General features: G+C 67.6%; 16 protein-coding genes. 1 reads left to right on the forward strand and 15 read right to left on the reverse strand.

Going from position 1 to position 22235, the window contains the following annotated elements:
• The first annotated feature begins 28 nt into the window (after positions 1-28).
• Positions 29-505 carry a DUF2269 family protein gene (locus ACOOGH_RS12345; RefSeq protein WP_420449189.1) on the forward strand — a complete coding sequence of 159 codons (477 nt, stop codon included), beginning with the start codon at positions 29-31 and terminating at the stop codon, positions 503-505.
• A gap of 2 nt (positions 506-507) precedes the next feature.
• Here ACOOGH_RS12345 and ACOOGH_RS12350 read toward each other — a convergent pair whose 3' ends face one another.
• The 15 genes from ACOOGH_RS12350 to ACOOGH_RS12420 form a co-directional block, all read right to left on the reverse strand.
• Positions 508-2796 carry a DUF2723 domain-containing protein gene (locus tag ACOOGH_RS12350; protein WP_420449190.1) on the reverse strand — a complete coding sequence of 763 codons (2289 nt, stop codon included), beginning with the start codon at positions 2794-2796 and terminating at the stop codon, positions 508-510.
• A 43-nt stretch (positions 2797-2839) separates the two neighbouring features.
• Positions 2840-5167: a DUF2723 domain-containing protein gene (locus ACOOGH_RS12355; protein ID WP_420450124.1), complete on the reverse strand. Its 2328-nt coding sequence runs from the start codon at positions 5165-5167 to the stop codon at positions 2840-2842.
• Between the two features lie 138 nt (positions 5168-5305).
• A complete protein-coding gene (locus ACOOGH_RS12360; protein WP_420449191.1) occupies positions 5306-6496 on the reverse strand; it encodes a hypothetical protein in 1191 nt (396 codons plus the stop codon).
• Positions 6497-6547: 51 nt separating this feature from the next.
• Positions 6548-7762: a hypothetical protein gene (locus ACOOGH_RS12365; protein WP_420449192.1), complete on the reverse strand. Its 1215-nt coding sequence runs from the start codon at positions 7760-7762 to the stop codon at positions 6548-6550.
• A 16-nt stretch (positions 7763-7778) separates the two neighbouring features.
• Positions 7779-8987 carry a hypothetical protein gene (locus ACOOGH_RS12370; RefSeq protein WP_420449193.1) on the reverse strand — a complete coding sequence of 403 codons (1209 nt, stop codon included), beginning with the start codon at positions 8985-8987 and terminating at the stop codon, positions 7779-7781.
• A gap of 26 nt (positions 8988-9013) precedes the next feature.
• Positions 9014-10261: a hypothetical protein gene (locus ACOOGH_RS12375; protein WP_420449194.1), complete on the reverse strand. Its 1248-nt coding sequence runs from the start codon at positions 10259-10261 to the stop codon at positions 9014-9016.
• A 317-nt stretch (positions 10262-10578) separates the two neighbouring features.
• Entirely contained in the window at positions 10579-11709 is a 1131-nt protein-coding gene (locus tag ACOOGH_RS12380; RefSeq protein WP_420449195.1) for a 6-bladed beta-propeller, read from the reverse strand.
• Positions 11706-12812 (reverse strand): hypothetical protein, encoded by a 1107-nt coding sequence (locus ACOOGH_RS12385; protein ID WP_420449196.1) that lies wholly within the window; start codon positions 12810-12812, stop codon positions 11706-11708. The genes ACOOGH_RS12380 and ACOOGH_RS12385 overlap by 4 nt, the downstream gene beginning before the upstream one ends.
• Positions 12813-12954: 142 nt before the next feature.
• Positions 12955-14211 (reverse strand): hypothetical protein, encoded by a 1257-nt coding sequence (locus tag ACOOGH_RS12390; RefSeq protein ID WP_420449197.1) that lies wholly within the window; start codon positions 14209-14211, stop codon positions 12955-12957.
• A 45-nt stretch (positions 14212-14256) separates the two neighbouring features.
• Positions 14257-15480 carry a hypothetical protein gene (locus tag ACOOGH_RS12395; protein ID WP_420449198.1) on the reverse strand — a complete coding sequence of 408 codons (1224 nt, stop codon included), beginning with the start codon at positions 15478-15480 and terminating at the stop codon, positions 14257-14259.
• A complete protein-coding gene (locus ACOOGH_RS12400) occupies positions 15477-16694 on the reverse strand; it encodes a hypothetical protein (RefSeq protein WP_420449199.1) in 1218 nt (405 codons plus the stop codon). Before ACOOGH_RS12400 ends, ACOOGH_RS12395 begins: the two co-directional genes overlap by 4 nt.
• Positions 16691-17791 (reverse strand): hypothetical protein, encoded by a 1101-nt coding sequence (locus ACOOGH_RS12405; RefSeq protein ID WP_420449200.1) that lies wholly within the window; start codon positions 17789-17791, stop codon positions 16691-16693. The genes ACOOGH_RS12400 and ACOOGH_RS12405 overlap by 4 nt, the downstream gene beginning before the upstream one ends.
• Before the next feature lie 70 nt (positions 17792-17861).
• The gene (locus tag ACOOGH_RS12410) at positions 17862-18875 is read right to left on the reverse strand and encodes a hypothetical protein (protein WP_420449201.1); all 1014 of its coding nucleotides are present in this window, start codon (positions 18873-18875) and stop codon (positions 17862-17864) included.
• Between the two features lie 174 nt (positions 18876-19049).
• Positions 19050-20282 (reverse strand): 6-bladed beta-propeller, encoded by a 1233-nt coding sequence (locus ACOOGH_RS12415; RefSeq protein WP_420449202.1) that lies wholly within the window; start codon positions 20280-20282, stop codon positions 19050-19052.
• 77 nt (positions 20283-20359) lie between these two features.
• Positions 20360-22219, reverse strand: coding sequence for a tetratricopeptide repeat protein (locus ACOOGH_RS12420; protein WP_420449203.1), 1860 nt, complete (start codon positions 22217-22219; stop codon positions 20360-20362).
• Positions 22220-22235: the final 16 nt, after the last annotated feature.

The following is a 22235-nucleotide window of genomic DNA, read 5'->3' on the forward strand; positions in this document are numbered from 1 at the left end:
GCGTCTGCGGCGCTCGGACTTTGCGCGCATGGACATGCGTGGAGTGATGCTCTTTCTGCATCTGATCGGGTTGGCGCTGTGGTTCGGCGTCACCTTTTCGCTCGCGATCCTCGGCGTCCGGGCCAACAAGACGGGCGACCGAAACGTGATCGCGTTCATCTATCGCGCCGGCCACAGGCTGCTCAGGGGCCCCGGACTGATCGGCATGGTGCTGACCACCGTGGCCGGGTTCGGCCTCGCCGGCCTGGGCGGCTACGGGGTCTTCCGGCTCACGCCGCATTGGCAGTTTCAGATGCAGGTGCTGGGGCTCATCGCTTTCGCCCTCGCGGTCGCGATCCAGATCCCCAACTCGGGTCGCCTCGCGCGCGCCGCCGAGGCTTCGGCCAACGCGGACGAGGACAGCGCGGCGTACCTTCGATTCCGCAAGAAGAACGCGATCGTGGCTTCGATCAACGGGGTACTGATCGTGATCGTGACGCTGCTGGGCACCATCCGCCCCATGTAGCGTCAGTCGGCTGGCGGCCCCTGGCCGGCGAGGCGTGCGAAGTGGTCTGCTCGCCGGTACGCCTCCCGGGCCCGGTCGGTCGCACCCCGTAACTCTTCCGTCAGGCCTTGGACGTAGTGCGCCAGGAAATAGACGGAGGGGATCGACCGCGATGATGGCTCGGGCCACTCCTCGCGCCGGAGCAGGTCGTCGACCAGGAACACCTCCTCCAGCAGCCGCCCGGTACGTGCAGCGTCGTTCCAGGCGGGCCATACGGAACCCGCAAATGATTCGCCCAGATGGACGAGCGTCTCCGACGCCTGCAGCGGGCCGTCCACGAGCTTGAAGGCGAGCCCATGCCGCACGAGGTGGGACTGCAGTTGCCATTTGTTCCAGACCTGGGCAGCCGTCGCGGCGAAGTAGACCGGCCGATCTCCCAGCGACTTCCGCGCGATCTGGAACACCCGGATGTCCGCGGGCGGAACCACATCACCTCCGCGCACCGTCCCCGCTATCCGGTCCGAAAGCTCATAGGTCGAGTCCTCCGGGACGGACAGTACCTGCGAGAGGCCATCGATCCCCGTATCGGATGGCGGGATCGCCGAGCGGGTCGGCGGCGTCACGGCCATGTCCGCGTACAGACCCGCCGCCGTCGCCGGATCGAACGAGCGCTGGCACACGATCGTGGTGGGAGAATCCTCCGCGGACTCCCCCGGTTCGCACGGCGCCGTCAGCTGGCGCAGCTGTCGGTGATACCAGTCCGTCCCGAGATACGACTGCACAATGACCGTGACGTCGCGCCTGATCCCCTCGACCTCCTGCACGTACCAGAGCGGGAAGGTGTCGTTGTCGCCGTAGGTGAAGAGCACGGCGTACGGTTCGACGGACTGCAGCATGTTGTAGGCCCAGTTGCGGGCCAGCCGGTCGTTGCTCCGGTCGGCCTGGCCGAAGTTGAAGAAGAAGGGGATGAGGCCGAGCGCGAGGAGCGCCGCCGCCTTGCGGTGCCGGGGGCCGAACCCGGCCGGCAACCGGCCCGGATCGCGCGCCGCGGTCCACCGTCCCCACAGCGAGACGAGCCCCAGCCCGGCGTAGATCCCCCATAACTGGAAGCCGATGATGAAGAAGTAGTCGCGTTCGCGGACCTCGTGGGCCGCGAGGCTCGGCGCCTCCTCCCAGTAGAGCGAGTAGCCGTAGCGGAAGTTGAGGTAGTAGACGAGCAGCAGCGTGACCGTGAAGAAAAGCGTCCCCGCGTAGACGAACGTCTTCCGGTCGCTCCGCAGGTGGGTCCACAGGCCGACGAGCGCGAGGAAGAGGAAGAGGATGCTCGCCGCGAGGCGGGCGCCCGGCGGCAGCGACCGCGCCCACTGCCAGTCGAAGTACTGCCAGTAGTTCGCCATCTGCGCCGAGAGCGGGGCCTGCCGCTGCGTGGTCGGCGGCGGGGCGTACTGGTCGCGGATCAGCGAGAGGGCGAGCGGCTCGCACGCCACGGCGAGCTTGCTCTGTCCGTAGCGGTCGTCGATCCGCCGCGGCGTGACGGCCGAGACGAGCGACGGACACTCGGGGTCGGCCTCGTCGATGATCGGGTTCTGCGCCGAGCGGATGGGGACGAAAAGGAACTGCAGGGAGTAGCCCACGGCGAGCAGCACCGCGCCGAGCCCCAAGACGCGCGGGTTCAGTACGGCCCGCCAGCGGTGCAGCAGCACGAACGCGGCCAGCGCCAGCGCCGGCAGCATCGACATGGTGTGGTTCGCCCACCCGAGGCCGAGGACGAGCGCGATCAACACGAGCAGCCGGTTCCCGCGCACCGTATCCGCCTCGTCCAGCCAGACCATCGCCAGGTAGCTCAGGAGGGCCACGACGAAGAGCGAGAGCGGATAGACCTTCTCGTTGAGGTTCGACTGAGTCCAGACCGTGAAGGCCGTGGCCCCGATCCACACGGCCGTGATCGCGGCCACGAGCACCTCGTGTCGGTTCTCGCGGAAGCGCGCGACGATGCGGACGACGGCCAGGAACCAGAAGAAGCTCGCGCCGGCGGAGAGCGTGGCGCCGAGCGCGTTGATCCGCAGCGCGACGGGGAGGCCCGTGAATCCCAGTAACAAATCCCACACCCGGCCGACGATGACGAAGAGCGGGTTCCCCGGCGGGTGCGGCAGTCCGAGGATGTGCGCCGTCGTCACGTATTCCGACGCGTCCCAGAAGCCGGTCGTCGGAGCCAGGGTCAGGAGATAGAGAGCCCAGACGGCGAGCGCCGTCAGCAGCGCCCAGACCCGCAACGTCAGCGGGCCGACCTTCTCTTGCTCGACCCCGTTCATCTACCGGCGGCGGCGACGAGCAGCGTCGCGGTGACGCGCCCGGTCACTGCTGCGGCACGCCGAGGCCGGCGAGGAACCCGAAGTGGTCCGCGCGCTGATAGGCCTGCTCGGCGGCTTCCACGTCTCCCAGGTGCTCTTCCGTCATGCCCTGCAGGTAGTACGCGAGGTAGTACTGGGCCGGGATGCTCGACTGCGTGGACGGCTCGGGCCACTCCTCCCACTCCAGGACGCCCTCGAACCGGAACACGTCCCACAGCAGCTCGCTCGTGCGCGCCCGGTCGTTCCACGTCGGCGAGACCGTGTTCGGCATGTACTCGCGCAGGCTCACGATGTCTTCCGTCGCCTCCAGCGGCGCGTCCACGAGCTTGAAGGCGAGCCCATGCCGGACGAGGTGCGGCTGCAGCCCCCATTTCCCGTACACCGGCGGAGCGGTCGCCGCGAAGTAGACCGGCCGGTCCCCGAGCGATTGCTGAATGATGTGGAACACGAGGACGTCGGGATAGAGAATCGAGTCCCCGCCGCGCACCCTCGCCGTCACGTCGTTCGAGACGCGAAAGGCGGTGTCCCGGGCGACAGCGATACCCGGCCCGAGATTGTCGATCTGCGCGTCGTTCAGGGCGATGATCGAGCGCGTCGGCGCAAGCGCCGGCTCGTCGACATACGGACTCGCCGCGTTCGCCGTATCGAAGGCGCGCTGGCATACGATGGTCGTGGGGGAATCGGCCGCGGACACCCCCGGCTCGCAGGGCGTCGTCAGCGACCGCAGCTGCTTCGGATACCAGTTCGTGCCGAGATAGGAGTGGACGATGACGGTCACGTCGCGCCGAATCCCCTCCACCTCCTGCAGGTACCAGAGCGGGAAGGTGTCGTTGTCTCCGTTCGTGAACAGCACCGCGTAGGGCTCGACCGACTGCAGGATGTTGTACGCCCAGTCGCGGGCCGCGCTGTCCTCGGTCCGGTCCGCGCGCGCGAAGTTGAAGAAGAAGGGGACGAGCGCGACGGCGAGGATCGGCGCCGCCTTGCGGTGCCGCGCGCTGAATCCGGCCGGGAGGTCCTCCGGCAGACTGGTCCTGCCCCGGGGCACCGCACTCGTCGACCGGGCGGGGACCGTCCAGTTGCCCCATAGCGAAACGAGTCCCAGTCCGGCGTAGATCCCCCATAACTGGAAGCCGATGATGTAGAAGTAGTCCCGCTCCCTGACCTCGTGCTCGAGGATGTTCGGCACCTCCTCCAGGTAGAGGGAGTAGCCGTGCTTGAAGTTGAGGTAATAGACGAGAAGCAGGGTGACGGTGAAGAAGAGGGTTCCGGCGTAGACGAAGGTCTTGCGGTCGCTCTTCAGGTGGGTCCAGAGACCGAGGAGCGCGAGAAAGAGAAAGAGCATGCTCGCGGCCACGCGCGGACCCGCGGGGAGGGATCGCGCCCACTGCCAGTCGAAGTACTGCCAGTAGTTGGCCAGCTGGCGGTGGAGCGGAGCTTGGCGCTGCGTGACCGGGCCGGGACCGTACTGATCGCGAATCAGCGACATGGCCAGAGGCTCGCAGGCGACCGACAGCTTGTTCCCCCCGAAGCGGTCGCTCACGCGTTTCGGGGTGATGGCCGAGACAAGCGTCGGGCACTCCGGGTCCGCCTCGTCGATGATCGGGTTCTGCGCCGAGCGAATGGGGACGAAGAGGAGCTGCACCGAGTAGCCGACCGCGAACAGGGCGACGCCCAGTCCCAGGACGCGAGGGTTGAGGGCGGCGCGCCAGCGGTGGAGGAGGACGAAGAGCGCGAGCGCCGGGCCCGGCAGCAGCGACATCGTGTGGTTCGACCAGCCGAGCCCGAGCAGGAGCGCGATCAGCACGAGCAGCCGGTTCCCGCGCGCCGTGTCCGCCTCGTCCACCCAGACCATCGTCAGGTAGCTCACCAGTGAGACGATGAAGAGCGACAGCGTGTAGACCTTCTCGTTCAGATTCGACTGGGTCCACACGGTGAAGGCGGTGGCCCCGATCCACACCGCGACCATTGCGGCCACGAGGACCTCGTGCCGGTTCTGGCGGAAGTGCGCGACCATGCGCGCCACGGCGAGGAACGAGAAGAAGCTCGCCCCGGCGGAGAGCGTGGCGCTCAGCACGTTGATGCGGAGCGCGACGGGCAGTCCCGTGAACCCGAGCAGCAGATCCCAGAATCGGCCCACGAGTACGAAGAGGGGATTCCCGGGCGGGTGCGGGAGCCCGAGGATGTGCGCCGTCGTCACGTACTCGGACGTGTCCCAGAAACCGGTCGTCGGCGCGATCGTCAGCAGATAGAGGGACCAGACGGCGAGGGCCGTCACCAACCCCCACAGACGCAGCGTCAGCGGACCGATCTTCTCGCGCTCGATGCCGTTCATCACGCCGCTGCTACGCCGCTCCGTTCACGAAGTTCGCGTGGGGAGATGCCGCGACGAGTCGGGAACGGCCGCGGCGGTTCTATGTGCGCGCCGAAACTAGCCTTCGGTCGCGGTGCGAGCGAGCGTCGGCCAGGTCCGTCAGGGATCGGATCGGTCGAGCGGCCAGAGCTGTACGCGCTCTATGTCGAGCTCGTCGGATACGCGGCCCAGGACGTAGTCTTCGCCGATCTCGAAGAGGCGCACATCCGCGGGAAGCTCCATGAGGCCGAGTACCCGGCCCTCGGAGTCGAAGACCGTCCACGCGGGAACCGGCTCGCCGGGCAACTGGTACTCCTCCACCCAGAGATAGTCCCTGGAGTCGGTCATGACCCGACCGAACGCGGGGAATGCCTCCAGCAGCGGCATATCGCTGAGGAGGGCCAGCGCCTCAGCCCGCTCCTGCTCCGTGTCGTCCGCGTAGCGCTGGGCAAGATGGTGATCGAGGTCGGCCCGGGTCGGACTGCGAACGTCATGCTCACGGCGAACGATCCTCGCGAGGGCGCCGTCCGTCGCATAGGCCCGGATCTCATAGAAGTCGTTGGCTCCGAGGAGGATCAAATCGCCCCAGATGCCGGCGAGGGCGGAGTGGGCGAAGGGCTGCGGATACACACGCATCCCCCGGTCGTCGTCTATGATGTACCGCTCCGACTCCGGATACGCTCCGAGCGCCGTCTGCACGCTACCCTCCGGCGCGGCGATGGCGTATTCGAGCTCTCTTCGAACCATTCCCGTCCCCAGCGTACCGCCCATGAACGTGGCCATGGTACTCAGAAACATCCTTCCGTTTGGCTGCACCCCGATGAGGCGGTAGTAGGCCTCCTCCGGCACGATGGTGCGGCCAGGCTCGCCCTGCGCGTCGAAGATCGTCAACCTCCTCGCAAACGGATCGGAGGCTGCGATGGAATCGCCGGGCCAGTACTCGACGCTCCAGGGAGCGGCGAAATCGCCGAACTCCCCCGGCCCCTCGCCCCGCCCTCCCCATGACTCCAGGTGCGTGCCGGACTCGTCGAACACGCGCAGTTCGCCGGACCCTCCGTTGGCGACGACGATTCTGCCGTCCGGCAGCTTCCTGGCATCCATGACCTGGTACAACTCGTACGCCGGGTCTCCCTCGAAGGCGCCGATCGAAAGCGTGGGCGTCTCGGCGATGCGCCAGCCGAGGCGAGTCTCCGGCGCGGGTCTCTCGTTCTCGACAATCATCACGCCCCCGCTGTCGCGGATGACGGATTGGAGGCCCGGGCGCCCCTCTTCGGCGCCGGCGCACCCGGTGGCCACGACCAGGATGAACACGCCTCTCAGAGCGGTGATCCTCAGAATGTACCTCCGTTTACGAGCAGGCCGTCAGGAGCCGGCCCGGTCGAGCGGCCACAGTTGGACGTACTCAATCTGAAATTCGTCGTACGCGGCGCCGAGAATGTAGTCGGCGCCGATTTCGAACACTCGCAGGCCGGGCGGAGTCTCCAGGAAACCGAGGACTCGGCCCTCGGGGTCGAACACGGTCCAGACCCGGCCTGTTTCGCCGGGCTCACGGTACTCCTCGACCCAGAGATACTCCAGCCCGTCCACGCGGATGGTGTTGAACGCCGGGAACGCCTCCGTGAGAGCCATGTCGGCCACCGCGCCCAACGCGGCGGAGCGTTCCTCGCCGGACAGGCTCTCGTATCGCCGGGCGTGGTATGCGTCGAGGTCCGCGCGGGTGGGGCGCCGAGCGTCGTGATCGCGTCGCACGATCCGCGTCAGCCTGCCGTCCGTGGCGTAGGCGCGGATGTCATAGCGGTCGTTGGCGCCGATCACGACCAGGCCTCCCCACACGGCGTAGACGGGGGAGCGGCTGAAGGGATGCGGCCGGACGGACATGTTCTCCGCATTGGCGGACCATTCCGCGCCCGGATGCGTGCCCAGCGTGGAATGTGCGCTGCCATCCGCCTCGACGAGGCCGTACTCGAGCTCTATGCGAGCCACTCCATCCGGGAACTCACCATCGGGAGGGCGAAAACTCGAGACAGTCCCGACAAACAGCTTCCCGTCGGGCAGGACTCCGATCAAACGCCAGTAGGGATCGGGCAACGAAGACGTGCGGCCGTGTTCTCCGTTGGCGTCGAAGACCGAGAACCGCCTGGCGAAGGTGTCCGATGCCGAGATGGAGTCGCCCGGCCAGCGCCCGACTCCGGACGGACCGCCGCGGCCAAATTCCCCCGGCCCCTCTCCCTCGCCGCCCCAGGTGCCCAGGTGGGTGCCGGTTTCGTCGAACGTCCGAAGTTCGGCGGAACCCGCGTTCGCGACCACGATCCTTCCATCCGGGAGCCGGGTCGCATCCGAAACCCGGAACAGTTCGTACGCGGGGTCGCCTTCGACGGCGCCGATCGAGAGCGTGGGCTCCGGGCCAATCCGCCAGCCGAGCCGCGTGTCCGCTGCCGGCCTCTCGTTTTCGACGATCGTCACGCCCGCGCTGTCCCGCGCGACCGATTGAAGGCCCGCGGACGCGCCCTGTGCACTGCCGTGTGCAGCGAGAGAGGCCGTCGTCGCGAATAACCCGCCGAGAACGACGTTCCGCATGCTTACCTCCGCTTGCTCAACGGCCCTCGCGGGCCGCGACCAGCTCCGGGGGGAGAGCGTAGAGGGACACATACTCGATGTCGAGTTCGTCGGTTTCCGTCGCGATCAGGTTCTGCCGGCCAATGCGGGTCAGGTTGGCGCTCGGAGGGAGGGCGAGGCGGCCCAGGAGGCGCCCGGCTCCGTCGAACGCGAGCCACCGCTCCCCGTCGGGGTCGCCGGGGCGAGGCATCTCCTGTACCCACACGCTCCCCTCAGGGCCGGGACGAAGTCCGGACACGGTTCCGAACTGCTCGGCGGCGGGGGTCGCGTCGAAGCGGCGCAGGGCCGATTGCCGCTGCTCCTCCGGCACCCGGCGGCTCATGGCCTCGCGGGCCGCGGCCACATGCGCCGCCGTGACGGTGCGATCGCGTCCGGTCCAGCGAATCAACCGGGTCAGCCGCCCGGCTGGATCCAGGATGCGGACCTCGTACGCATCTCCCAGCGTGAGCGCGATGCCGTCCTGCAGGGCGCGGGCTCCGGCCAGCCCCTCGAAGTGCCGATCGACGAAGACGGTCTCGCCGCCGATTTCTACAGGCCCGAGGTTCCAGCCGGGGACGTTGAACACCGTATCCCGGAAGGCTCCGGTCGCGTCGTAGCGCATCCCGGAGAGCGGCGACCATGTGAACTCGTCGGAGCGGGTCATGCGGAGGCTCGTGACGAGTATGGTTCCGTCCCGGAAGCGCCCGCCGGCGATCGGAGTCGGCGGTATCGGGCGCAGGGGGCTGACCGAGAGGAAGCCCCCACCCGCGGTCCAGTAGGCGAGCCGTCGATTTCGCCAGTCATAGATGACGAGGGAGTCCGCCCCGGCCTTCCACACCCTCTGTGGAAGCCCGAACTCCCGCGGCCCCTGGCCCAGAGACCCGAACACATCCCGAATCTCGCCGTCCGGGGCGAAGAGACGGATGAGCGGCTCGACCTGGCTCACGACGGCCACGGACCCGTCGTCCAGTTCGAGTGCGTCGACGACCCGGAACATCTGATACTCGGGCGGTCCGTCCTGCCGGCCCAACCGCAGGCGGGGCTCCGCCGGCAGCACTAATTCAGGAATCTCGCCGTGATTCTCGACGATCTCGATGCCCGCGCTGTCCCGCACGGAGAAGTCCTGAGAGCGGTCACCGGGGGAGGCGTCGCACCCAATGCACAGGACGGCCGCCGCCAGGGATCCTGCCGCACGGAAGCTGTCCATCGATACCTCCCATGGTCACGTCGGCTTCATGAGCCGGAGCGGTCGAGGGACCAGGATTCGACGTATTCGATGTCGAGCGCGTCTCGCCGGGTGCCGAGGATGTAGTCCTCGCCGATCTCCGTGACGGCGAAGCTCCCTGGCACCTCGACGAGGCCGAGGACGCGGCCCTCGGGGTCGAACACGGTCCACAGCCGCGGCGTTTCCCCGGGCAGGTGGAATTCTTCGACCCAGAGGTGGTCCAGGCGGTCGACGACGACGCGATTGAAGGCGGGGAAGGCTTCGACGAGCGGCATGTCGGCGACGGCGTCCACCGCATCCGGCTGGTCGGGGTTCTGCCGAGCCACATAGTCGCGCAGATCGGCCCGGGTCGGCGCGCGGGCCTCGTGCGCGCGACGGACGATCCTCGCGAGCGACCCGTCCGGCCGGTAGGCGCGGATTTCGTAGCGGTCGTTGGTGCTCACCACGACAAGATCCCTCCACACGAACGCGAACGCTTGGCGCGCGAACGGATAGGCGCGGGCACGCGTCCGCTCGGCCGTATTGACGACGTACAGTTCCGATCCGGGAAATACGCCCAAATCCCGGTGTACGCTCCCGTCCGCCTCCAGAATCCCGTACTCGAGGTCCGGACGCGTGAGCTCGGAGGTGCCCGGGGTGCCGCCCGAGTACGTCGTCAGCGTTTGGGCCAGGACCCTGCCGTCCGCGAGCGGGCCGACCACCGACGCGTAGCCGCTCTGCGACTGCAGCCTGAGGGTGCGACCGAACGTTCCACGCACGGAGAAGATGGAGATCCGGCGCTGGAACGGCTCCCTGGCCATCAGCGAATCGCCCGGCCACAGCACCAGCTCCGTCGGAGCCATGAAACCGAATTCGCCCGGACCATCGCCCCGGCCTCCCCACGACTCGAGATGGACGCCGTTGGAGTCGAAGATGCGGAGTTCGCCGGAGCCTGTATTGGGGACGGCGATTCGCCCGTCTGAAAGCCGCGTCGCGTCGCCGACGCCGAACAGTTCGTACGCGGGATCGCCTTCCGGCGTCCCGATCGTCACGGCCGGCGCCGCTCCAATCTGCCACCCCAACCGTGAATCGAGCGGAGGCCGCCCGTTCTCGACGATCATGACCCCGGCGCTGTCCCGGACGACGCTTCGCGGCCCGTCACCGCCGTCACCACCCGCGCACGCCACAGGGAGGAAACCGACGAGGGCGAGTGCGGGCGTGGCCCTCGCAGTCCGCATCATTCGCATAGAGACGCCGCCGCGGCCGCCGTGATCCATGGCTTTCTCTCCCGTGGATTCATTTCTGCTTGTGCCGAACCGGGGACACAGTCAGCGCCGGCTTGGTTGCCCGGTGGCCGAGCAGGCCTGCGACGCGGACGCTTCGCTACGGCTCCACCCTTACTGGAACCCAAGAGCCCCGAAAGCCGAAACGGCCTCGGGGCTCTTACCTCAGCGTCTTGCTGCACCCGAAGGCTATCTGCAGTAGAGGACGACCTGAGGAATCAGGTTCGGAGTATCGTCAAATCTCACCCCGGACACAAATTGCGTGTTGCCGCGCGATCATCGAGCTGCTCGCAGTTCGTACACGGTCCCTCCTATGGGATCCGGGTGAAGCGGACGCGTGCCGCTCGCCAGACGTCGAGTGAGTCGCGTGTCGTGCCGTAGAGGGCCGTCTCGGTGACCCAGGGAGATCCGAGGTGGGTGACACGGACGCGGCGCGGCCATCGGTATCGCGCCACCAGCGTGCCCTCGCGGTAGACATCGGCTTCACGCATCTGCTGTCCGTCGACCCCCGTCTTCTCCACCCACATCCGGCCTGCGCGATCGAAGAAGAGTTCTTCGAGGACCGGCTTGCGGTCGGGGATCCCCCACGGGTGTTCCCGCAGGTCGAACCTCTCCTTCTCCTGGTCGATCCGGGCCTGCGCGCGGCGCCGCTCATCCGGGCTCAACTTCGGTCCCTGCAGCGGCGCCTGGACCAACGACGTGCTCCCGTCGGGATGGTGCAGCGTGACCGTGTACGCGGAGCTGACCGCTGTGGCCCACCAGCCTCCGGGCCCGTGCCCGTGAATCCATCGCGGACCGAGGGGCTGGTAGAGGTAGAATGAGGCGGCCTGATCTCCAATCCTGATGTCGACCGGGCTGAAGCCGGTGGCCTGCTCCTCGTCCGTCGCCATCGGGACCGTATCCACGGCCGTCCCCGGACCCAGGTGAAAGCGTGTGAACCGGGTGTCGCCGGCCGCCATCCCTAGATCCACGAGCCGACCCTCCGCGTCGAAGGTCACCGGAGCGATCAGGTTGAAGGACGCGTTCACGCTCCTGAGGCCGCGTACATACTCCGCGTCCTCGTCCTCGAGTCTGAACGCGCTGTAGCGGACACTCTCCCGAACCCAAAGGAGGCCGTCGGGCCCGAACGTCATGCAGCAGGGATTCGTCATCTCGCCGGGACCCTCCCCCTGGCCGCCGAAGCTGAAGGCGAAACGGCCGTCCGGCTCGAACACCCGCACCTCGTGGGTCTGATAGTCCGCGACGATCAACCGCCCGCGGTCGTCTTCCACCACGGAGCCGATAATCGTGAACAGGTAGGGATCCTCCCCCTCGACCTCGCCGATCTCAAGGTCGATCGACCCCTCCCAGACCGGGACTTCCCCGGGCGGGGGGGGACCGCCATCCGCACACGCGGCGACCCCCAAGAGCAGCGCGATCCCGGCTGGGATTGTGGGTTTCATGAGCCGGAGCGGTCGAGGGACCAGGACTCCACGTATTCGATGTCGAGTTCGTCTTGTCGCGTGCCGAGGATGTAGTCCTCACCGATCTCCTGGACGGCGAAGCTTCCCGGCATCTCGACCAGGCCGAGGGTGCGGCCCTCCGGGTCGAACACGGTCCACAACCGGTGCGTTTCCCCGGGCAACCGGTACTCCTCGATCCAGAGGTGGGCCAGGCGGTCGACGAGCACGCGGGCGAAGGCGGGGAATGCCTCCACTAATGGCATGTCGGCGACCGCGTCCGGCGCTTCGGGCCGGTCGGGGTTCTGCCCGGCCACGTAGTCGCGCAGGTCGGCCCAGGTCGGTGCGCGGGCTTCGTGGTCGCGACGGACGATCCTCGCCAGCGCCCCGTCCGGCCGATAGGCGCGGATCTCGTAGCGGTCGTTGGCGCTGATCACGACCAGATCTCCCCACACGAGGGGATACGCACTGCGACTGAACGGATAGCGGCGGAGGAGCGGCCCGTTGGCCGTGTTGACGACGTAGAGTTCCGATCCCGGGTACGCGCCCAGATCCCGATGTACGCTTCCGTCCGCCTCCAGAATCCCGTACTCGAGCTCCGGGCGCGTCAGCTCGGAGGCACCCGGCGAGCCACCCGAGTATGTCCAGAGTGTGGCGGCGAAGACTCTCCCGTCCGGTAGCGGTCCGACAACGCTCGCGTAGCCACCCTCCGGCCTGAGGGCGCGACCGAATGCTCCATCCGCGGAGAAGATGGAGACCCGCCCGCTGAACGCGTCCCTAGCCATCAGCGAATCGCCCGGCCACGCCTCCAGCCCCCCTGGTGCCATCGGGCCGAACTCCCCGGGGCCGTCGCCCTGCCCGCCCCACGATGCGAGATGGATGCCCTCCGGGTCGTAGACCCGCAGCTCTCCGGTACCTGCGTTGGCGACCACGATCCGTCCATCGGAGAGCCGCGTCGCGTCGCCCGCCCGGAAGAGTTCGTACGCAGGGTCCCCCTCGGTCGTCCCGATGGTCGCGGTCGGCGTGGGCCCGACCCGCCATCCCAGCCGCGAATCGAGCGCGGGTCGGCCGTTGTCGACGATCGTGACGCCGGCGCTGTCGCGCACCGTGCTTCGCAGGCCTCCGGCGCCAGCGCCTCCTCCGCCGCCCGGTCCGCCCGAGCACGCTGCCAAGAAAACGCCACAGAGGACGCCGACGAGGACCGGCGGAAGGACCCGGGAATCTGCATCGTGCGGGGTCTTCGGATGGTCATAGCTTAACCAGGGGATAGAGACGCACGTGCTGGATGTCCTGCGCGTCGCGCCATACGCCGAGGATGTAGTCGTCGCCGATTTCCAGACCTGGCGCGAAGTCCGGGATGAACCCTCGTTCCAACCCCGGCGGCACCGAGACGCTACCCAACCACGCGCCGTCGGCGGCGAAGACCTCGAAGGGGCCGACGTCTATCCCGGCACCGAAGAACGGCTCCACCCAGAGATTCCCCGTCGCGTCCAGGCGGATGGAGCGCAGGATGGGCAGCGTAGGGGCCCTGGGATCCTCTCTCCGGCCCCGGGCCATCTCCTCCGCCTGTTCGCGCGAGACGCCGCCGTACAGGACGTTCGTCTCGATATATTCCTCGATCTCGGCATCGATGTGGGCGGTCGTGACGGGGGGCGGCGCGATGTCGCGATGCAGGATCCGCGTGGTCCTGCCGTCTTCGAGGCTGAACAACCGTATGTGGTACGCCTCTGTATCGACGGCCGCGAGCGTCCCGGGAGCGACGGCGAACCGAGGCCCCTTTCCAAAGTCGTAACCGATGTGCGCGACGCTCTCGCGAGCGCGCCGTATGACACCCTCTTGACCGGGAAAATCCGACACCACCTCGATCGTCCCGTCCGAGAGATCGAGGGTGGCGATCCTGATCCCCGGCCATCTCACGACGCCTCCCTCGGGCATGTCACGGCCGTCCGTGAAGTTCATGACCAGCCGGCGGCCCGAGACTCCCACGGCCGATCGTGGCCGAGACTCGCGCCAGGGCGGCTCCACCTGGAGCGTGCGGACGAGTTCGCCTTCAGCGTCGAAGATCTGTACGCGCTGCAGCCGGATGTCGTACGTAACGAGGGAGTCGCCCGCGAGCGAACCGAGGAAGGAGAGAAACTGGTGTTCGCCAGGCCCTTCGCCCGCTCCGGCCGCACGCCACACGAAGGTCCCGTTGCGATCGTAGCGGCGGAGTTCGCCGGAGCCCCCGTCCGCGAGGACGATGTCGCCCGATCTGAGGCGTACTGCCCCTATGACATCGTCGAGCAGGTAGTCGGGATCTCCGATGGCGGTCCCGATCTCGAGCAACAGCTCTTCCCCCACGGTCCAGCCTTCGTCCGGCCCCCACAGCGGCTCGACAGCGGTGGCGACCGCCACGCCTGCGGAATCCGAGTGCAGCGTGCCCGTCGGCGCCGCCGCCGAATCACAGGCCTGCAGAACGAAAACGACCAGGAGTGGAAGGAGACAACCGCGGCAACCGTGACCCATGACTCTCCCCGTGGCAGGTTCAGTCGTACCGAACCGGGGACACGATCAGCGGCGGCTTGGTTGCGCGGCGATCAGTTCATACACGGCGACGCTTTCGATGTCCAAATCGTCCCTGAGCACGCCGAGGACGAGCCCTCCGGTCACGTCGAGGATGCGGAACCTGGGCGGAGTCTCGACCCTGCCCAACCACTCCCCATCCGAGGAAATGACGGTGTACGGCGACGCGCCCTCCTGGAAGCCGCCCGGCCGATACGAGGGAAGCCAGACGCGTCCTTCCGCGTCGGCGAACGGGGAACCGAAGAGCGGCATGGGCCGGCCGATGCTCGCGCGGTAGGTGGCCATGTCCTCCTCCATGATCTCCTCGAACCGGGCCTCGGGAACACTGCGGTACGAAGCGCGCGTCCTCCTTCGTACGGCGGTCTCGACTGACTTCACCAGTTCCTCGGTCAGTGGGGCGGATTCCGCCTGCCAGCGTACGATCTGCGTGACGGTGCCGTCCGGCAGTCGCCAGGTCACCTCGGGCCGGTCCGACCTCGTGTAGACGAATTCCGCGTTGGCGACCAGGATCTGACCGATCGCCTCGATCGGATCCCACCACTCGAGTTCCGGCGGGATGCGGGGCACGAAGTCGTACGACGCGACCGTGTCGAGCGCAGCGGTCTCCATGTCGAAGCGGGCCATGTGTCCAAGGCGCCATTCGCCTTCGAATCCGGTCCGGAAGCTCGGAGCGGTGAGCAGCACCGAAGTCGTCAGTAGCAACTCGCCGGATGAGCCGATGCCCGCCACAGCGAGGCCGATGGACCGATGCAAGTCCGCGGCGCGCGCGATGGAACCGGCGGCGAACAGCGTCACGCGGCCCAGGCGCCGATCGGCCACCAGGATGCTGTCCTGTCCCGGCGCGAACAGTGCGTCCACGAAGCCGACCTCGCCCGGTCCCTCTCCCCGTCTGGCCAGCACTTCGTGTGCCGTGCCATCCGGGTTCAGGACGACCAGTTCGCTGCTCCACTCGTCCGAGAGGACGGCGCCGCCATCCGGGAAGAGACGGCCGAAGTTGATCTGCTCGAATTCGTAGTCGCCGGGGTTCACCCCGTGCCGATACAGCGGTTCCGGCGCAAGGACAAAGGGGGCCTCGACCTCCGGCTCTCCCGCATACTCGACGATCCGCACGCTCGCGCTGTCTCGGACCTGAACCTGGGCTTCGCCGGTGAGTCCGGGGTCTCCCCCGCAGGCAGCGAGGGCCAACGCCAACATCAGTATGCGGCCTGTCACCGCACCGCCGGAGTTTTCGTCGCCAGCTCGTACACGGCGACGCTTTCGACGTCAAAATCGTCCCTGAGCACGCCGAGGACGAGTCCTCCGGCCACATCGAGGATGCGGAACCTGGGCGGAGTCTCGACCCTGCCCAGCCACTCCCCATCCGAGGAAATGACGGTGTACGGCGACGCCTCTTCCGGGTAGGCCGGTCGGTAGGAGGGCAGCCATACGTTTCCGGCGTCGTCGGCGAAGGGAGAACCGAAGCGCGGTATCGGTTGGCCGATCGTGGCGCGATACCGGGACATGTCTTCCTGGACTATCTCCTCGAGCCGGGCCTCGGATGCTCCGTAGTGCCTCCGGCCGAGCATCCGGTTGTAGGCCTCCCCGCCCTCCAGGAGTTCCTCGGTCAGCAGGGTGGGCTCGGGCCGCCAACGCACGATCCGGGTTACCTTGCCGTCCGGCATACGCCAGGTGATTTCGGGCCTGTCGGACCTCGTGTAGACGAACCGCCCGGCAGCGACCGTGACCTCACCCACGGGGCGGATGATCGGCCTCGGCTGCCCCGATCTCTCTCGGTGGAAATGGTCGTACGACGCGACCGTGTCGAGGGCGCCGGTTTCGATGTCGAACAGGGTCATGTGCCCGGCGAGCCATTCCTCCTCGATGTCGAGCCATGAGCGGTAGGCGAATCGGTTCATGAGCAGCAGCTCACCGGATGAACCGATCCCCGCCACACCGACGTGCGGTACCCGAGGGAGGCTCACGATGCGCGCGACCGAATCGCCGACGAAGAGCGTGAGGCGAGACAGGCGATCGTCGGGCACGAGGACGCTGTCCTGGCCCAGGACGAACACCGAGTAGGGGGAGATGACTTCGCCCGGCCCCTCTCCAGTCCTGGCAAGCACCTCATACGTCGTCCCGTCCGGACTCAAGACGGCCACTTCGCTGTACCAGGCAACGACAGCGCTTCCATCCGGGAAGAGTCGTCCGGCGTCGACGAACTGGAAGTCGTAGTCGCCGGGGTTCGCCCCGTGCCGGTACAGCGGTTCCGCTGCGAGAGCGAAGGGCGGCTCGACCTCCGGCACTTTCACGTACTCGACGATCCGCACCCCGACGCTGTCTCGGACCTGAACCTGGGCCTCGCCGGTGAGTCCGGGATCTCCCCCGCAGGCAGCGAGCGCCGCCGCGGGAATCAGCATGCCGCTCGGCGTCAGTACGCGGCTCCTCACCGGGCGAAGGGCAGGTCCGCGATGTCGTACCAGTCGAGCGCCCGGTCCGGAATCCCGTCGCCATCGTCAGGCCCGACCTGACGGTCGACCAGCACGACCAGCGTCGAACCCAGGAGGTCGAAGGCCCTCAGCCGGTCCCTGACCCGCACCGACCCCAGGTATTCGGCATTCTCGTACACGTCCAGCCAGGACCATTCGTGCTGGTCGCGCTGGGTGGCGATCCAGTAACGGTTGGCGTCGTCGAACAACTGCTCGCCCGCGGACAGATAGTAGTTCTTCGGGGTGGCGCGATAACTCTCAAGCTGCTCCTCGACGCCCTGGGAGATGGGGAAACCCCGCTGCCTGTTGAAGCCCCTGAGCATGTCCTCGAGCCGTGCCACGTCCCGCTCGTCCGGAAGCTCCGGGACATACATCGGGGCGCGGAACACCGTGGCGGGACCGGTGTCGCCGACGAAGATCAAGTGCCCTTCGCAGGCCACGAACGCCCAGCCCCCCGCTGCGTCGGGAATGCCATGGATGACCTGCCCGCACTCGATGTCCCACGGACCGGGGGGCGAGCCTTCCTCCCGCACGACTTCACCGGAGGCGAGATCCACCTCGTACCGGGTCATCAGCGATCCAGACATCCGGCCGAGCATCACCATGTAGTCCAGCGACACGCCTGAAGCCGAAGTGCCGAACGATGGGAAGGGCTGGAACACCTTCGGCAGCATCACCTCCGACACATAGGCGCCCGATGGACCGAACACCGTGAAGCGGCCCAGGTCGGAATCCACCACGCCGACGGTTCCCGCCTCTCCGCGAGTGAGATACGTGGGTTCGCCAAACTCGCCGGGGCCTTCGCCCTCGCGCCCGAAGGCTCCCACGACGGCGCCTTCGCCGTTCACGCAGCGGACCTGACCCTCGTAGGAATCGATGACGCAGGCGGTACGCTCGTCCGCTAGGAGCGCGACCTCGTTGCTCTCGCTTAGAGGCACGGGTGCCGTGCCGATGAGATCGGGCACGAAGAGGCCCGGGCCCACGGCGTCGCCCGGCCCGCACGCGGCGGCGAAGGCCAGAAGTGGAATGTGGAGACGACCTCGGCGCGCGTGACGCATGACTCTCTCCCCCGGATCGGTTCAGCTTTACCGGACCGGGGACACAATCAGCAGCAGCTTTGGTTGCGTGTCAGTCGGGCTGGCCGTGGATCCATGCGGTCCAGGCCTCGACATCCGTGCCGAAGTCTTCGCCGCTTATGGCTCGGAGGAAGGCGATGGCCGGCGCCCGCGTCCCGCGGTGCTCGGCCCCCGCGTAGGCAAGCAGGAGAGCCGGTCGTTCCCGCGCCAGCCGCCGGCCGAACTCGGGTGTGATGCCCGTCGAGACGAGGACCCGGAGCGTCGTGCCGAACTGCCGCGGGCTCGTCCCGCCGAAGAGCGACAGCAGAGATTCTTCCGCCGGAGTCCAGTCCACCGGGCGCAGCGAGTCGTCGGATGCGGTCAGCCCCCGAAGCACACCGCCGGCCATTCCGGCGACTCGGTCCACCGGATCCGTCAGGGAAAGGACGAGCGCGTGCCACGACGCGTCGCGATCCACGAAATTGCTGAGCACGACCGTGGCAACCTCGCGCGTGTGCCAGGAGACGTCCCTCGCCAGGAGTTCGTGGGCGAGGCGATAGTCGCGTCTCTGGTCCGCGCGGTCGAGCAGACCCCAGACCTGATCGAGGGCTTCGGCGTCGATCCCGAGCCACTCGGCAACCTCATCAGTGCGATCGGCATCACCCCGGGCGTAAAGGACCTGGACCGCCGTACTCAGCAGCTGGGGGTTCTCCTCCGCGATCGTCTTCAGACTCTCAAGAGTCCGCGGCAAGACGAGGGTCTCGCTGCCAATCGTGCGAGGGCGGACGTGTGTGTCGTCTTCCACGCCGACCACGATCGTGTAGACGTCGTCGGAACCAACGGTCCGGTATGGCGTGGCGGCCGCGTCGGCGAATCCGAGGTCGCGCTCCATGACGGCCGCACAGGCGTGGAACGGCTGGCCGGGAGCCAGTTCCTGGATGGCGTCGAAGAGTTCGCGCGCATCCCACTGCTGCAACCCGACAAACTCGATCGGGCCGTCGGGCCCCTCGATAACCTGGCCGACGATCGGCATCGCCGTCGCCGCGAGCATCGCGACCACGCCGGGCACCACGTGGTGGAGTTTCATGGGACTCCCACCCTTCCAGGAGTCTCCGTCTCAACTACCCCGTATCAGGACGGTGACTCCTGTTGCTTCGTCTCAACCGGCCCTCGTGGCACCGTATCGGGCGCTGGGGTGCGCAGCAACTCTACGGCGGCGGCCGCTCCATCGACTCCCGGCGAAACGAGACCGGCCCCGTTGTCAGGACGTGGGTTGTCGCGACAATGACCAGAGTTGGACGTATTCGACGCCCAACTCGTCGTATACCCAACCCAGGATGTAGTCCTCACCGATCTCGAAGATGCGGAGACCGGGCGGGGTTTCCACCAGGCCCTGGACGCGTCCCTCCGGGTCGAAGACTGTCCACACAGCCGTCTCGTAGTCCCGTATCCAGAGATAGCCGGCGCGATCCGACAGAATCTCCCCGAAGGCAGGCCAGGCCTCCACGAGAGGCATGTCCCGCACTGCATTCAGGTTGCTGATTCGATCCTCATCCGGCAGGTCGGCGTAGCGCCGGGCGTAGTACTCGTCCAGATCAGCCTGGGTTGGGCTCTCGAGGTCGCCATCGCGACGGACCACTCTGACCAGTGACCCATCGGCGGCGAATGCCTTGATCTCGTAGCTGTCCTGCACGCCGATCGCGACGAGATCCCCCCACACGGCCCCCACGGTGCCGCGGCCGAAGGGGTGAGGCCTGCCACCCTCGAGGCTGCCGTCGGCCGCGAAGATCGCGTAGAACTCGCTTCCCGGGAATTCGCCGAGTGAAGCGAGCAGCGTGCCGTCCGCGTCCAGTATTCCCCATTCCGTGTTCGAGCGAACAAGGGCCGAGGACCCTGTCATGTCTCGGTTGAGGCCGCCCCCGCTGCCGCTCGTGAAGACCTTCCCATCGGGGAGCACGTCGACGACGTTGAGCATGCTGGCGTCGAGGGACACGTCACGACCGTGGTTCCCGTCCGCATCGAACAACGACAGACGCGTTCCCCAGGGATTCACGGCGGCGATCGAGTCGCCGGGCCAGATGGCTACAGCGCTCGGGCTGTAGCTTACGAATTCCCCCGGGCCCTCTCCCCGGCCTCCCCCCGTCGCAGCGTGTGAGCCGTCCGCGTTGAAGACCCTGAGTTCGTTGCTGCCCGAGTTGGCGATCACGATCCGGCCGTCCGCGAGGCGGGTGGCATCGGTGACCTGGAACAACTGGTCGGCTTCGCCGCTGTCGACGGCACCGATCGAGAGGGACGGCTGCGTGCCGAACTCCCACGGCAGCCGCGAGTCCGGCGCGGGCGCGGCGTTCAGCACGATGCTGACGCCGGCGCTGTCCTCGACCACCACCCGAGGCCCGTTGGCAGCGTTTCCGGTCCCGTCCCCGCACCCCACACTACACAGCGCCAGCACGAGAATCCTGGTTGTCGGGCCCCGCGAGGGGGTTGGCCGACTCATCCCCCCCGCCTTCCACTGCACGATACCGGAAACGCCGTGCCGACGAGGCCGACAGGCGCCTCCTCCGCTGCCGCGTCTCATCCAGGGCGGCGGAACGCCGTGTCCTGCGCGGGGGGGCTCAACAACTCGAGCAGGAAGTCGACGGCGTCTTCGGATTCGGTGCGGCCGAGCCAGTAGATGCCGCGTTCCCGCACTTCCTCGTCCGGCTCGTTGCGGATCAGCTCCATCAGGGCGGCCGGGACCGAGGCGTCAGACTCCGCCCGCTGATAGATCGCGTAGATCGCCTGCCGCTTCAGAAAGGCTTCCGTGAGTTCCCCGTACAGGTTCCGGAGGTATGCCACCGTCACTGTCGGATGCGCCGCCCACGCAGTGAAGGCTTCGCTGCGCACGTCGGTGGACTCCTCGGGATCGAAGGCGACCGAGCGCGCCCAGGCGGCGGTCTCCATGTCCTCCTTCGCCCTCACCTTGATCGCCACCTGGGAGAGCAGATACTCCTTGAGGTCATCGGACTCGATCCGTTCGTAGATCGGGATGAAGGCTGCGGCCTCCACCTGATCGCGAAGGCGCAGTGCGTACATGGCCGATTGACGAACCCGGTCGCTATTGCTTCGGTCGAGGGCCGCGCTCACGAGGGCGTTCTGAATCCCGGTGGCTCCCGCCGCGTACCGGCTCCTGCGAAGCCCATCGATCGCATCCCCCTGCAGAGCGCCGTCATCCGAATCCTGGAGCGTGGACCGGAGCCGCGTGAACGCCCCGTACGAGTCGAAACGCCACAACTCCTGGAGGGCGGCTCTGCGGACGGATCGTTCGGAATGGTCCTGGCTGACGCGGAGGAGCACCACCTCGGCTTCGTCGGTTCCCTGCCTTCCGACGAGTCCGACCGCCTCCCCGTGAAGCCGCATCGAGCACGCGTCCTCGCGCGACAGCACGTCTCGAAGCACCTGCATGCGGTTGACCTCGTCGTACCGCATCACCGCTTCGAGCGCCGCCAGTTGCACGGACACGTCCTCGCACGCTTCCTGCTGCTGTCCCTGGGGGCGGGCGGCCTCCTGGTATTCCGCACCCTGCCAATCGTACGTTGCAGCCTGCCGCCAATACGCCTCGAGGTCCTCCTGCCCTTCAGCAGCTTGCCGCACGAACTCCTGCACCTGATCGGTCGAAGTCGCCTGTCCCCGCAACGCGGCGGCAAGCTCGTCCACCCGCGCATGAGCGTCGGCCACCGTCGCGCCGGCCTGCGTGTCGACCTCCGCGAACATCGTGTCCGCCCGCGCATAGAGTTCCGAGATCATCGAGTCGGCCCTCGCCTCGACCTGGGCCGATTCGACCCACACCGAGTCCCCGTACGCCTCCAGATCGGCGACCCGCACCGGGAGCGACATCGTTCTGCCCGCGACCTCCATCGGCATCACGCGAAAGCCAGTCCTCGTCGGAGACGGGTCCAGGGTCGCCTCTGCGTCCCGAAGCACCTGCTCCAGAGCGCCGGCGTCACCGCTGGATGCCAATCGGCTCTGGATCTCCAGGTGGAGGTTTCTGACATCGGCGTAGAGGCGCCCGTGCCGCTGCGCCTCCTCATGCCCGACCATGACGGTTTCGAGGAGGATCCGGGCCTCCTCCAGGTCGCCCTGCCGGTAACGCATGAACGCCTCCCAGTAATAGGCATCGGGCACATATCGACCGGACATCGTGCTAGCGCGGATCGCGGCAAACAGCTCCGCGGCTCGCTCGAAGTCCTCGGCGTTAATGGCGCGGCGAGCCTCGAGGAACAGGGTTCCCGCCTCCCGGGAGGTCCGAGGGGGGGCAACGGCTTCCCGCTCCTGTGCCGAGAGCGCTCCGACGCCAAGGAACGAGAGGGATCCGGTCGGGGTGGCGGCGTCCATCGCCGTCAGACCGAACAGGGCCAGTCCGACGGCCGTGAAGTTTCTCTTGCGGCTGTTCATTTTATGCCTCCGTAGT

The sequence above is a fragment of the Candidatus Palauibacter sp. genome (assembly GCF_965213655.1).
In the GTDB taxonomy this organism is placed as follows: Bacteria; Gemmatimonadota; Gemmatimonadetes; order Palauibacterales; family Palauibacteraceae; genus Palauibacter.